This window comes from Streptomyces sp. NPDC026538 (assembly GCF_055567535.1).
The window spans coordinates 135,344-148,361 of sequence record NZ_JBVHQG010000004.1; the positions used below are offsets into that span (position 1 = coordinate 135,344).

Genomic DNA, 13,018 nt, shown 5'->3' on the forward strand with positions numbered 1-13,018 from the left:
CAGGGCATAGGCCGGGCGTCATTCGCCCAGGTCAGAGACCTGGAGTCATGCGACGCCGCAGGCACGAAGCTCGCTGGCCCCTTTCGGGACATCCACCCAAGGGCTACGACCTTGTGCGTCGTGGGGAGTTCCCTTGCCGCGTGCTGCTGATCGGCCGCGCAGCCCGCGTCGTCACGGCCTCGCTCCTCCTCGTACTCGAAAGCGGTGACCCCGAGTGCAACGGAGCCGTCAGCACGAGCACCAATCCATCCTGACCAGCCGCACAATGAAGCCCCGAAAGGCAGACCGGCGGGGCTTCGTCGTGCTGCCAGCTGTCACGCGCGAATCACACACCCCGTGGACACCCTCCCAGCACAGGATCCCGAAACTGGGCATACATGTCCGCATAGGACTGGATGGACGCCCCTAGACGGCTTCTACGACATGTGCCATGTGGTACCGCACACGCAAGCGCCTCCCATAAGGCGTCGCCCTTCCATCTGCCCTCAGTCTCTCCCGCGCACACGAAGCCACGGGACAGGAAAGATCCGGACCATACGCGGACCAACCCAGCCGCAAAGGCCACTCCTTACACCATCACCGCAGTTCAGGGGCTCGCAAGCGCTGTACCACCAGCAGACGAAGAATGTGCTGGGCCGACCGCCCTCACAGCCGTGCCTGGCGCCGTGACAGCACAGAACTCCAGGCCATCAACCTCATCACTTGAATGGGCGGGAGCCTGACCAGCGGCGACGTCGACCACGCGGCCGCTACACGGCGCCCTTCGCGTGTGATTGCACAACGAGCAGTCTTCAGGGGAAAGCAAGCAACATAGCGCAGGATCGCCGGTTGGCCAAACCGGCGATCCTGCACACCATGGTGGATGCACGACACGGGTACGACGGTCCCGACAAACCGCAATTAAGAATCATGCTTGACACGCGGAGGGAAATGCCTGGAGATTTCATGACCGTCCACGAAACAGCCGAGTATCTGAATGTCTCAGCTTCCTGGATATACCGAAATGCCATCCGCTCAGGACTGACACCTTACAGGTTCGCGGCAGGCACCAATGCAAAGATTCGATTCAGGGTTTCGGAAGTCGAGGCTTGGATTCGACAACAACGTATCCACTGAGGCGCCACCGAACCGATTCGGGACTCCGGTTCCAGGCAATTCGATCCACATACACTACAGTGAAAGGATTTTTCACGTTTGCCTACTCCGCTGGTTCGCGGGATGGGGTCGTTCTTCAAAGAATGCGAGCATCCGCAATCTCGATGGTCGAAGTGCCCCCACCTCTACAAGGTCCGCTACCGTTCTAGGGCCGGGAAGCAAGTGCAGGAATCGGGGTTTGCAACTCAGGAAAAGGCGATCGGTCGTCTAGCGGAGATCTACAACGAGAAGCGTTCCGTACACAGATCTCTATCCAAAACAGAACGCATCCAAAAGTACGGGGCCATGCGTTTCGAGGAATACGCCGCCGAGTGGAAATCTGGCCAGCGGGACCTGGGCCCAGCTTCGGTGCGTCACCTTGACTCATTGTTGCAGCAGCACCTCTTCCCCCTATTGGGCAGTCGGCGTATGAGTATGTTTGACCACAAGGTCGTCGAGAGCTTCATCCAGGCCATGGAGCGAAACGGTGCCGGTCTGGCAACCCAGGCCAACGCATTCGACAAGCTCAAGGCAATCCTGCTCGACGCCCATCGACTTGGGCTGTTCCATGAGAGCCCTCTCGCCGGTGTGAAGGCCCCACTCTACGACCCCAAACGCGCAGTGATCCCGTCTCCCGGGCAAATACGCATGATACGCACGGCTGGCAACGACCAATTCCGGCTGATCGCCGACTTGATGAGCGGCTGTGGCCTACGCAATGCTGAGGCAGCTGCAGTGAATCTCCGCAATATGGTGGCCGATGATGTCTACCGGGTCAGCGAGCAGGTGAACCAGACGACCGGCCAGTACGCGCCCCTGAAGCACCGCAAGTCCAACGAGTACCGCGACGTTCCACTGCCAGTCGTGGTTAGGGAGACGATCGAGTGGTACGCCCAGAAGTACGGAACGTCAGATGGCTATTTGCTGCGCCACCCGAGTGATCCCTCACGGCCGTTCCCGCATTACAGTCTCAGCAACCAATGGAGGCGGATTAAGGTTCAGGGACGGATTGACGTCCCCCAGGGGATGGTGCTTTACAGCCTTCGACACTTCTTCGCTTCCAACTGCTTGACTCAGGGGATCCCCATCACCGATGTCGCCGAGTGGATGGGGCACAGGAACATCGATGTCACCTTCAAGATCTACCGGCATCTCATGCCGGGATCGATCAGCTCAGCTGCCCAGGTCCTCAACCAGAATCTCGTCTTGGCAGCCTGACCACGGCCAGCACGAACAGGCGGTTGTCCCGGGCCTCCCCGAGTCCTGCGACTCATAACGAGGCGGGGGCAGCCTGGCACCTCCCTGCACGACGCGGCAGGCGAATCGGACGACCACTTCGGGCTGCCCGGGATAAACGAAGCACGATGCAACTGCGCCCCAGCAATTCGCGACCTCCCCTCCCCGGCCAAATCACTACTGAACTTGAATGGGTGATGTCGGGGAAGCGGCCGGATCGGCTGTTGATGAGTGCCATGCCCCCGCCGACCTAACCAAGCAGGTCGTTGGAGAAGCCTGCGGCCTGCAGCAGCGTGTCCTTGGACATCCACAGCGACACGGTGTCGATCGCGAGCGCCCTGTCGATGAAGCAGTCGCTCGGGATCTCCAGCAGATCGTCGAAGCGAACCTTCTGCCGGGTTCGCTCCGGGCTCCGCGGACCTCGCGTCACAGTCTGGAAGAAATCGGCGTCGGTGTGGACGATGGCCCAGCGTGTTGGACCGATGGCGAGGCTGAGGGAGTTCTCAGGGATGTCGGCGCCGCGCCACACACAGACGCCGGCCAGGCAGTCGGACCCGGCCGCACGGTAGATCTGCGCGGCTCGGTCAGCGTGCGCAACGACTTCGGCGACGCCCGTCACCTGGTATCCGATCTCCGCATGGTCGGCTGGCTGCCAGTACCGGAGGTAGAAGGCTCCTGCGGCTCCTTGCGCGATCATGCCGCCTCCGTTCAGGGCTCGGGCTTCCCAGGAGGGAGCCTCCGGGCGTGCGCTGCTATTGGAGCACGACTGCGCGCAGGCGAGACCAGGAGATCAGGGGCCCGGCAGCAGGCCGGTGCCCGTCAGGCAGCCGTCGATGACATCCGGACGGTACTGGCGGGTCTTGAGCTTGCGTTTCACGGCGCGGGTGACTTCGCCGAGGTTCGCTGCGGCGAGGTTGCCGATGTCGCGCTTGACCAGCGACCACACACCTTCGGTCGGGTTGAGGTCGGGCGCGTAGGTAGGCAACTGGAAGACCGTGAGCCAGTCGGCGTTCGCGTCGATGAATTCGCGAAGCTGCTTGGTCAGGTGCAGGCGGAGGTTGTCCCAGACCAGCACGATCGGACCGCCGAGCTGGATGTGGGCGCGGACGATCAGGTCCCGGAAGTCGCGCCAACCGAAGCCCTTCGACTGGTCCTTGCGTCCGGTGTACTCCCGGACCGCGTAGAACAGCCGGGACCGCTGGCCGGGCTTGTAGCAGGTCATGCCGACCATCGACACCCGCCCGGAGCCTCGCCCGCGTACGCGCACGACCGGTGTGCAGCCCCGACGGCCCCACGTTCTCGCGCGCGGCGGAGTCAGTGACCGTCCGGCTTCGTCTTCGAAGACCAGCCAGGCGCCGCGCTCCGCCTCGATGCTCTTACCCGCGGCCAGGTCTCCTTCTTCCACACCTCGATCGCGCTGTCGTCGCGCTCGATCGCTCGGCGGGCCGGCTGCTGCCAGCTCCAGCCGTGCCGCTTCAGCAGCTGCCAGGTGCCCTCCACCGTGTAGGAGACGTGGAACAACCGGCCGATCAGCGTTTTGCTCCTCGCCAGTGTCCACCGCTGGTCCGCCCAGCCGTGTACCAGCGGGCCGCGCTCCAACTCCCGTGCCAGTCTCGAGATCTGGACTTCACTGAGCCGAGGTCTTCCCGGCGAGCCTTTCGATAGGACCCCAACCTCGCCGCCATCACGCCAGGCCCGGCGCCACCGCTCGACCGACCGCACGCTGATCCGCAGGTCAGCAGCAATCTCCGCGTTCTTCTGCCCGCCCTCAAAGCGCTCCACGGCCTGGAGTCGCAACCGCTCCCGCCCTGTTTTTCTCCGCGTCTGTCAGCCCGCCGCCCTGTGCGTACCTCACACCCCCAGGGCTACCGACACCGGACGCTCGCTGTCAGACGAACGCCACCGACATCACCCAATCAAGTTCAGTAGCGCCCTACGGCAACAGCGCGTTGGTAATAATCCGGAGCCGAAAACTGCCGGTGCTTAGCGGCGAATACCCCTCGATCTGACCACCGACCCACAGGGCATCGCCCAACGGACCGCTGCTACACAGCTACCCCCACAGCCGCTCCTTGTTCCATAGCGCGAAGCTCAAGCAGCCAGGCTCATGTTGAGGAGTTGTGCCGCGGAGCTGATCGATCCCGGCATGAGATGCCGGTAGATCTTGAAGGTCACGTCGATGCTCTTGTGGCCCATCCACTCGGCAACGTCCGTGATCGGAATGCCGTTCTTGAGACAGTTCGACGCGAAGAAGTGACGGTTCCCGTAGAGCACCATCCCCTCAGGAACGTCTACCGTGCATGACGCCCGGATCCGCCGCCATTGATTGTCCATCGCGTAGTGCTGGTACGGCCGGCTGGGATCGGTTGCCTGGCGCAGCAGGTAGCCGTCGACCGTTCCGTGCTTCTCGGCATACCACTCGATCGTCTCCCTGACCCGGGCCGGCATGGGAACGTCACGGTACTCCCCCGGCTTCCGGTGTTTGAGCGGCCCGTACTCTCGGGTGGCCATGATGACCTGCTCACAGACCCGGTACACGTCGTCGGCCACGATGTTGCTGAGGTTCACCGCGGCCGCTTCACCGTTGCGCAGGCCGCAGCCGCTCATCAAGTCGACGATCAGCATGAACGCGTCGTCGCCCGCGGTACGTATCCCGCGCAACTGCTCCGGGGAGGGGATGACTGCGCGCGCGGGGTCGTACTGCGGCGCCTTGACCCCGGCCACGGGGTTCTCGGGGTAGATGCCAAGACGCTGGGCATCGAGGAGGATCGCACGCAGTTTGTCAAAAGCGTTGGACTGGGTGGCCAGACCGACCCCGTTGCCTTCCATGGTGCGGATGAATCCGTCGACGACCTTGTGGTCGAAGGAGTTCATCCGCCGGCTGCCGAGTGCGGGGTAGAGGTGGTGCTCCAGCAGCGAGTCGAGGTGCTTGACCGACTGGACGGCCAAATGCCGCTGGCCAGCCTTCCACTCCTCGGCGTAGTCCGCGAAGCGCATCGCCCCGTACGTCCGGATACGCTCCGCCTTCGGCTGCCCCTGCTTCGCCGTCCGCTTCTCCTTGTAGACCTCCGTCAAGCGCTCGATGGCCAAGTCCTTGTTGGCGAACCCGGACTCTTCCACTTGTTTGCCAGCGGCCGACCGGTACCGGACCGCGTAGAGATGGGGGCACTTCGCCCACCGCGATTGCGGATGCCCGCACTCCTTGAAGAACGACCCCATCCCCCTGGGCAACGAACTCTGTGCCACGCCGAACCGACTCCCCACGACCGATGCTGACCTTTTGCTGACCAGCAGCAGTCCTGAGGCCCGCTGACCAGCAGGAACAGCAATGGGGTTCGATATGTGGTGGAACTTCGTCGCCCGGACGCAGCAGGAGATCGAGCAGGCCCGCGAAGACTGGGCGAAGGGCACCCGCTTCGGCGAGGTGAAGGGCTACGACGGGGCCCCGCTGCGGGCGCCGGCGATGCCCCCGACGCCGCTCAAACCGCGCGGCAGGGCGCGCTGACCTGGGCATACGCCACCTCCCCCTCGAAGAGTCCAGAGCGCCGTCGACGGAGCGATCACCAAGTCACCTGGAGGCGGGGAGGCCAGCGGACGTTCACCGGTCGACCGCGGCAAACAGGGACTGAAGCGCTCGGGCATGACGGATGGATACGGCATTCCGCTGGGCCGTGTCCTGGCCGGTGCCAACCGCCACAACTCTCCGCTGCTCGCCCCGACTCTGGACCGTCTGGAGGGCCTCGGCCCGTTGCCCGACATCACACCGTGCACCTGGACGCCGGCTGCGACTCGGACACCACCCGCGCTCTGCTCAGCGAACGCGGCCTGCACGGATGCATCGCACCCAAGGGCGCGAAGACGCCCATTCAGGCCAGTCGGCGTTGGCACGTCGAACGCACTCACGCGTGGCAGAACGCCTTTCACCGTCTCGCCCGGTGCTACGAGCGTCGCGTCACTGTCATTGATGCCTTCTTCGACCTCGCCGACGCATTCATCACCGTGCGCAGCCTGATCCGGCGGTCCTGGACAACTCACCGCTGGGACGAACGCCCGAACCGCCGGCCGTGATTCCTTCGGCCCCGCTCCGTTCACTTTGGCAGATCGGCGGAGAGGAAGGGAGCAAGGAGCGCGAACAAAGCGTCGGGGCGGTCGAGGGGGATGATGTGGCCGCAGTCCTGGAGATGGTGTCCGACCAGGTCATCGGCGATGCGGAAGGTGAAACCCTGTTCGTTGTTGGCGGTGTGGGCGAGCAGGGCGCGTCCTTGGCCGACGTATTGCAGGACCTCGTGCCAGAGCGCGTCGCGGATACGGGCTGACGGGTTGCCCACGAACACGCCTGCGGAGATTTCCAGTAGTCAGCGGGTGAGGAAGCCGCCGCAGGATCAGGTGCCCACGTCGTTCGCTGCCCGTGCGGCGGCGAGTTGCGGGCTGCGGCTGCCCATCCAGTTCTCCTACGCCGAGACCCTATCGCGGGCCGCCGGTGAAACCCAGACAGGCCACGGCTGCAGCAAGGCGTGCGGCGACAATGGTGCGGATAGTCGATCTCCCACAGGACGAGCGAAGGCTCAGACACCCGATGAATGTACGGAACCATGTCTCCAAGTCCTAGACCTGGGACGGAATTTGTATGACGACATCCGACCTGTCTCGGGGTGAGTGAGGCAATGCGGCGATGTTCACCGGCTTCGACGACTTCTCCGCTCCGAGCGTCCTGTGCGCTTCCGGGCAGCCCGAAGGCACTGACATCGATGTGCGGTGTCGCTGTCAGTGCCTTCGGGGGTTCAGGAGAATGTGGCGAACGGGAGAGGCTCCCCCTCGGTGTCGTCCACACACTCGCGGTGCACGGGTTTCGACGCGATCAGGCCTTGCGGGCCCGGATCTCCTCCGTGAGACGGGGCACGACCTCGAACAGGTCGCCGACCAATCCGTAGTCGGCCAGGTCGAAGATCGGTGCCTGGGCGTCCTTGTTGATCGCCACGATCGTCTTCGAGGTCTGCATGCCGGCCCGGTGCTGGATCGCGCCCGAGATACCCGCCGCGACGTACAGCTGCGGTGACACGCTCTTGCCCGTCTGGCCGATCTGGTGCGCGTGCGGGTACCAGCCGGAGTCGACGGCCGCGCGGGACGCGCCCACCGCCGCGCCGAGCAAGTCGGCCAGGGCCTCGATGATCCGGAAGTTCTCCGCTCCGTTGACACCGCGGCCGCCGGCGACGACGGTCTCCGCCTCCGTCAGCTCCGGTCGTCCCGTCGATTCGCGCCGGGTCCGCGAGGTGATCCTGGTGCCGGTCGCCTGGTCCGACAAAACCACCGCCAGCTCCTCGATCGTGCCGGCGGCCGGGGCGGCCTCCACCGGGGCCGAGTTGGGCTTGACGGTGATGACCGCGATGTCCCGGGTCACGCGCGAGCGGGTGGTGAAGGCGGCGGCGAACGCCGACTGCGTGGTGACCGGGCCCTCGGGGCCGGCCTCGACGTCGACGGCGTCGGTGACCAGGCCGGCGCCGACGCGCAGCGCCAGGCGGGCGGCGATCTCCTTGGACTCGGCCGAGGAGGGCAGGAGGACCGCGGCCGGGGACACGGCGGCGCAGGCGGCCTGCAGCGCGTCGACCTTGGGGGCCACCAGGTAGTCGGTGTACTCGGGGGCGTCGTGCGCGATTGGCCCGTTCTGCCGCCTTTGCCCTGCCGCGTGGGAGATCCTTCGGTACCCCGAAGCTCCCGGGTTTCCAGCGCCCCGCACGGTCGGCGGCCGGGCCACCCACATCCGCACAGCGGACATGTGGCGCATTCCACACCAGCAGCATCATTCCGGCCGGGTCGCGACAGGACGTCCTTGCAGCGACACCCCCGTCCCGGACACACCTCCGCCGGGCCCGCCCGGATGCGACCGGCGGGCGGACCGCCTACAGGACACAGCCACCTCTGAGGAAGGCGTTCATGCACACGATCGATCTCGCCTACGTGGGGCGCGGTCCCCACGAGGAGCTAGTCACCTACATCGCGGACCAGCAGGACTTCTACGCCGACGCCGGTGTCCACGTCGCCCTGCGGGACGGCTCGATCTGGGACCCGGAGCGGCTGCGCCGCGGGGCCGTCATCGGCCTGGGCCGGACGCTGCTGTCCCGGCTGGTCGGCGGCATCCCGTGGGTCGCGCTCAATGTGAACACCCAGCAGCCCCAGTTCTGGTTCCTCGCCCGGCCCGGCCTGGACTCGCTGGCCGACCTGGCCGGGAAGCGTCTGGCCGTGCATCCGCACCACACCGGGCCCGGCTGCTTCACCCGCATCATGCTGCGCCAGGCCGGACTGGACCCGGACCGCGATGTCGAGACCATCGTCCGTGCACCCGGCGACTACGGCATGGACCTGCGCAGGCTGCGCGAGGGCACGATCGACGCCGCGGTGGTGGGCGACACCCTGGCGCCCGAAGCCGTGGCCGCCGAGAACGGCTGGCGGTTGCTGGCCTTCGCCGGTGACCTCTTCCAGATCCCGACCGTCGGTGTGTCCGTCGACCCGACCTACACCGATCCGGAGGACCCCGCGGTTCAGGCCGTCGTGCTGGCCCACCGGCGCGCGCTACGAGTGATCCGGGACGAGCCCGACACCACGGTCAGGTATCTCCAGGCCTTCCTCAACGGACACACGGAAGAGGAAGTCCGGGCGCACTACGAGAGGTTCATCGCCCCGTCGTTCGGCATCGACGGTCAGGCGGACCTCGCCACCGCTGAGACGGCCGTCAAAGCGGTCGCCGCCGAACTGGGCGTGCCCGCCACGTTCACCGCGGCGGATTTCTATCGCACCCGACCCACCACGGCTTAGGCCGCGGTGTCTTTTCGCAGCATCAGAGAAAGGCTGGCTTGTGAAAGAGTTCCTGATCGAGGTCACCACCAACATTCCCGACGGAACCGAGGCGGCCGAGGTCGACCGCCGTCGCGCCGCGGAGGCCGCCCGGGCCGTCGAGTTGATCGCCTCCGGCCACCTGATCCGGATCTGGCGTCCGGTGGGTGAGATGCGCAGCATCGCCCTGTGGCGGGCCAACGACGAGGCCGAGTTGCGTGACAGGATCCTGAGCACCTTGCCGCTGTGGTCCTGGATGACGTCCGTCGTCACCCCTCTTGAGTCGCACCCGAGCGACCCTGGCAAGGCGGACACCACCGTCTGACTTTTCTTCCTCCGTGCACCTGCCCGGCTGAGTCGGAGCGGTCGGCGGGTGTGCGGGGCAGTGCGTGCCCACGGAGGGAGACCGGGGTTCCCAGTGCCGCCTGCCGCGGTCGCGAGACCGGGAAGCCGATTCCGGAAGTGGCTGGGGATCTGGGCATCCACCCGGGGACGTTGCACAGCTGGGTGTCGCGGGCGAGGCGCAACGGTTCGCCGTCGTCGGATCGGCCGGTGGCGGAGCCATCGCCCGGCGGCCGTCTTCGGGAGAGCGAGCGGTCTGAGCTGGAGCGGCTGCGGGCCGAGGCCCGGGAGAAGGACAAGCGCATCCGCGAGTTGGAGATGGAGCGTGATGTGTGCAAGCGATTCGTGGCCTTGTGGGTGAAGTAGCTGAGGCAGACCCGGCTGTCGCGGTCCGGGTGATCAGCAGCTGCAAGGCCGAGCAGAAGATTCCCTACCGCACCGCCTGCCGGGCGCTGGGGGTGTCCGAGTCGTGGTTCTACAAGTGGCGGGATCGTCCGCCGACAGCGCGTGAGGTGCGCCGGCGGCAGCCGGCCGAGGAGATCGAAGAGATCTTCCACGGCTCGGGTGGCACCCACGGCTCGCCGAAGGTGTTCATCGAGCTGGTGCGCAGAGGCTGGCGAGTGTCGGTGAACACGGTCGCGAAGGTCATGGCCGAACTCGGGCTGGCCGGCCGGAAGGTGCGTCGCCGCCGGTCGCTGACGAGGCCGGGCAAGCGGCCGGCCGCCGCGGACTTCGTACGCCGGGACTTCACCGCCGAGGAGCCCGATCTCGTCTGGGCGGGCGATCTCACCGAGATCGAAACCGGCGAGGGCAAGCTGTACTTGACGACGGTCGTCGACCCGTTCTCCCGTCGCCTTCTCGGCTACGCGATGGCCGCCCGTCACGTCGCCGACCTGGTCGTCGCGTCCCTGAACATGGCCGCGGCCACCCGTGGCGGCGACGAACGTGACTACCGAGCCACCCTCGCCGAGGGACTGGCCGCATAGACCGTCTCCACGCTGCGAGCGGATTGACAACATCACCTGATCGGCAACCGCCAAGAGCGTCCTGGAGTTCCTGCGTCCGCAAGGGGCGCAGTTCCTTTCCAGGCAAAACGACGGCGGGGCCGGCGTGACCGACGACGCCCTGCTGTTCGTGTCCCTGTACCTACGGAACTAGGAGCCGAAGCGGTCGGAGGCGCGGGCTCAGTCGGCCGCCGTGACTGCGTGCCTGATGAGGTGGCGGGCGGCCGCGTCGGTACGGGCGGTGTCATGGGTCACCAAGCGGTCCTGGCACAGACCGCGCAAGCCGGAGACGAGGAGCGTGGCCCCTGCCCGCGCCTGCTCCGGCGGATGTCCCAGCCGGACGTAAGCCGCGGCGATGGGGCCGATCATGGCCTCCACTGTTTCGGCCGCGATGTCGCCGTACTGCTCGGGATCGGTGGTCGACAGGCTGAGCAGCTGCAGCAGCATGCGGACCGGCCCGGACTGCTCCCCGACGGTCATCGCCTCCCACAGGGTATGAGCCGCCTTGCGCAGTCCCGCGCTGTCGCGGACGTCGTCGAACATCGCGTGCGCGTCGGGCCGGTTGGCGGCCAGTGCCTGGGCCAGCAGGTTCTCGCGGCTCCCGAAGTAGTACAGAAGCATGCGCTTGGTGGTGCCGATCGACTCGGCGAGCGGACTCAACGACATCTGCGCGACGCCGTCGCGCTGGAGCTGGCCCACCACCTGTTTCAGCAGCTGGGCACGTTTTTCGGCATTGACTGGACGAGGCACGCCTTTGACTGTACCGAACGGTACGTGTATGGTCCAGCAACGTAGATGTGCCGATCGGTACATTTATCGAGTGGCGCCATGGCGACGGTCGGGCGCCGGCGGCCGAGAGGAGCGCCGTGAAACTGGTTGGACCGCCGGTAGTGCAGGATCACCGGCACCGGCGAGGCGACTGTCGGGTCACCGGGCACCCGGTCGGCTGTGCGCCCGCGGGCTCTGCGGCATGACTCGCCGTAACCTCCAGAGGGTGGTCCTGTGAAACACCGCAACGAGCGCCCTCGGGGCATATCCGTGGCCAGAGTCCTGGCCGAGACCCTCACCATCCCGGCGCTCCTCTTCCTCGGCCTGCTGTTCAGCTTCCCCATGGCCTTCCACCAGCCTCAACCCCACCACGCCAAGCTCGTGATCGCCGATTCCACGGTGGAAGGCACCGTCGACACCGCCCTGCAGCGGCAGCATCCCGGCGGGTTCGACGTCACCGCCGTCGCAGACGCCCGGGAAGCGCGCCGGGCGGTGCTGGGCCGGGAGGCCGTGGCAGGCTTCGCCGCAAACGGCGGACATGCTGTGCTGTACGTGGCAGAGGCCAACGGCGCGCCCCTTGAACAGGCGCTGACCAAGGGCTTCACCCAGCTTGCTGCGCACAACCACCAGAGGCTCACCGTCACGGACGTGGCCCCCACGGTCAGCAAGGACGGCACCGGCACGACCCTGGTCTACTTCGCGATCGCCTGGAACGTGCCCGGCTACATACTCGCGACGACCCTGCTGCGGACGGTGACCTTCAACCGGCGCTCGAAGCTGATCACAATCGTGGGCGTCGCTGCCCTCTTCAGCATCGTGGGTTTCCTCGTCGGCGTGGGGCTGGGCTTCTTCCCCAACGACCCCGCGGCCCTGGCGATCGCCTTCCTGCTCACCACGGCGGTGGCCACGTTCTCCCTGGGTATGGCCCCTTTCGTCAAGCACTTCTTCCCGCTGGCGGGTCTGGGTCTGTACGTCGTGCTGAGCGTGCCCTCCAGCGGCCTGGTCCCCGTCCAGCTGCTGCCGAGGTTCTTCCAGGGTCTGCACGCCGTCATGCCGCTGGGCAACGCGGTCGACGGCCTGAGGGGAGTCCTGTACTTCGACGATGCCGGGGTGCTGAAGCCGGTCCTCGTGCTCTGCGCGTGGATCACCGCGGGCATGGCGCTGCTGGGCCTCGACGCGTGGCGGCACCACCGTAGAGCGGCGCGGCGGGGAGCGGAGGACGAGCAGGAGGACGTTCCCGAACCGCCGGTGGAGGACCCCTCCGTGGAGGCGCCCACCCCCACCGCGCTACCGGTCCACCCGCACCACTTCGGGGAGCTGTTGCCGATGCTGGAGGGCACCGTCCGCGACACCGAGCAGCAGCCCATCCGCCATGCCGCGGTGACCGTCATGGACGCCGGCGGCCGGCAGTTGGTGCGGACCACGACGAACGCGCGCGGCGAGTACGCCGTGACCGGCCTGCCCGAGGGATACATCAGCGTCGTCGCCTCGCACCCCGCACGAGACCCCCTGGTCCACCAGAAGCTGCTGCAGTCCGGTGTGGCCGTTCGAGCCGACTTCACCCTGCATGACCGGCGCAACCGCACGTCGGTTCGCACGGGCGCTGAACTCCTCCGTCCCCGACACGCGGGACATGGATCGTAGGACCGCGCAGACGGTGCCGGTCGGCGCCGGCGAGGTGGCTGCGCCTGTGCTCGACACGCGTC

General features: G+C 66.5%; 10 protein-coding genes and 5 pseudogenes. 9 read left to right on the forward strand and 6 right to left on the reverse strand.

The features are described from left to right. Nucleotides 1–945: 945 nt before the first annotated feature. Together ACZ4N4_RS17605 and ACZ4N4_RS17610 are read left to right on the forward strand one after the other, a co-directional pair. Nucleotides 946–1,116: a helix-turn-helix transcriptional regulator gene (locus ACZ4N4_RS17605; protein WP_467590610.1), complete on the forward strand. Its 171-nt coding sequence runs from the start codon at nucleotides 946–948 to the stop codon at nucleotides 1,114–1,116. A 78-nt stretch (nucleotides 1,117–1,194) separates the two neighbouring features. Beyond that, entirely contained in the window at nucleotides 1,195–2,352 is a 1,158-nt protein-coding gene (locus ACZ4N4_RS17610; RefSeq protein ID WP_467589448.1) for a tyrosine-type recombinase/integrase, read from the forward strand. 268 nt (nucleotides 2,353–2,620) lie between these two features. Here ACZ4N4_RS17610 and ACZ4N4_RS17615 read toward each other — a convergent pair whose 3' ends face one another. The 3 genes and pseudogenes from ACZ4N4_RS17615 to ACZ4N4_RS17625 form a co-directional block, all read right to left on the reverse strand. Next, nucleotides 2,621–3,067, reverse strand: coding sequence for a hypothetical protein (locus tag ACZ4N4_RS17615; protein WP_467589451.1), 447 nt, complete (start codon nucleotides 3,065–3,067; stop codon nucleotides 2,621–2,623). A 93-nt stretch (nucleotides 3,068–3,160) separates the two neighbouring features. Then, nucleotides 3,161–4,225, reverse strand: a pseudogene (locus tag ACZ4N4_RS17620) (IS630 family transposase). A gap of 236 nt (nucleotides 4,226–4,461) precedes the next feature. Then, nucleotides 4,462–5,589 carry a tyrosine-type recombinase/integrase gene (locus tag ACZ4N4_RS17625; protein WP_467590613.1) on the reverse strand — a complete coding sequence of 376 codons (1,128 nt, stop codon included), beginning with the start codon at nucleotides 5,587–5,589 and terminating at the stop codon, nucleotides 4,462–4,464. Between the two features lie 121 nt (nucleotides 5,590–5,710). On the opposite strand from ACZ4N4_RS17625, the pseudogene ACZ4N4_RS17630 reads away from it, so the two are divergent. Both ACZ4N4_RS17630 and ACZ4N4_RS17635 read left to right on the forward strand, forming a co-directional pair. After that, nucleotides 5,711–5,875, forward strand: a pseudogene (locus ACZ4N4_RS17630) (pirin-like C-terminal cupin domain-containing protein); the annotation flags it as partial. Between the two features lie 33 nt (nucleotides 5,876–5,908). Beyond that, nucleotides 5,909–6,438: pseudogene (locus tag ACZ4N4_RS17635) on the forward strand (transposase family protein); the annotation flags it as partial. Nucleotides 6,439–6,574: 136 nt separating this feature from the next. Here the strand turns inward: ACZ4N4_RS17635 and cas2e are convergent. Together cas2e and ACZ4N4_RS17645 are read right to left on the reverse strand one after the other, a co-directional pair. Continuing rightward, nucleotides 6,575–6,743 (reverse strand): annotated as a pseudogene (cas2e, locus tag ACZ4N4_RS17640) (type I-E CRISPR-associated endoribonuclease Cas2e); the annotation flags it as partial. Nucleotides 6,744–7,228: 485 nt separating this feature from the next. Continuing rightward, nucleotides 7,229–8,023: pseudogene (locus ACZ4N4_RS17645) on the reverse strand (electron transfer flavoprotein subunit alpha/FixB family protein); the annotation flags it as partial. A gap of 278 nt (nucleotides 8,024–8,301) precedes the next feature. On the opposite strand from ACZ4N4_RS17645, the gene ACZ4N4_RS17650 reads away from it, so the two are divergent. From ACZ4N4_RS17650 to ACZ4N4_RS17665, 4 genes are read left to right on the forward strand one after another with little or no spacing between them, the layout of a single operon-like run. After that, nucleotides 8,302–9,180, forward strand: a complete 879-nt coding sequence (locus ACZ4N4_RS17650) for an ABC transporter substrate-binding protein (protein ID WP_467589454.1) — start codon at nucleotides 8,302–8,304, stop codon at nucleotides 9,178–9,180. Nucleotides 9,181–9,220: 40 nt separating this feature from the next. Continuing rightward, nucleotides 9,221–9,523: a muconolactone Delta-isomerase family protein gene (locus ACZ4N4_RS17655; protein WP_467589456.1), complete on the forward strand. Its 303-nt coding sequence runs from the start codon at nucleotides 9,221–9,223 to the stop codon at nucleotides 9,521–9,523. 50 nt (nucleotides 9,524–9,573) lie between these two features. Beyond that, nucleotides 9,574–9,906 carry a transposase gene (locus ACZ4N4_RS17660; RefSeq protein WP_467589459.1) on the forward strand — a complete coding sequence of 111 codons (333 nt, stop codon included), beginning with the start codon at nucleotides 9,574–9,576 and terminating at the stop codon, nucleotides 9,904–9,906. Beyond that, a complete protein-coding gene (locus ACZ4N4_RS17665) occupies nucleotides 9,894–10,526 on the forward strand; it encodes a DDE-type integrase/transposase/recombinase (protein ID WP_467589461.1) in 633 nt (210 codons plus the stop codon). Before ACZ4N4_RS17660 ends, ACZ4N4_RS17665 begins: the two co-directional genes overlap by 13 nt. 198 nt (nucleotides 10,527–10,724) lie before the next feature. Here ACZ4N4_RS17665 and ACZ4N4_RS17670 read toward each other — a convergent pair whose 3' ends face one another. Beyond that, nucleotides 10,725–11,294, reverse strand: a complete 570-nt coding sequence (locus tag ACZ4N4_RS17670) for a TetR/AcrR family transcriptional regulator (RefSeq protein WP_467589464.1) — start codon at nucleotides 11,292–11,294, stop codon at nucleotides 10,725–10,727. A 288-nt stretch (nucleotides 11,295–11,582) separates the two neighbouring features. Between ACZ4N4_RS17670 and ACZ4N4_RS17675 the strand changes: the two genes are divergently transcribed. Continuing rightward, on the forward strand, nucleotides 11,583–12,956 hold the full coding sequence (locus ACZ4N4_RS17675; protein ID WP_467589467.1) for a carboxypeptidase regulatory-like domain-containing protein: 1,374 nt from the start codon (nucleotides 11,583–11,585) through the stop codon (nucleotides 12,954–12,956). Nucleotides 12,957–13,018: the final 62 nt, after the last annotated feature.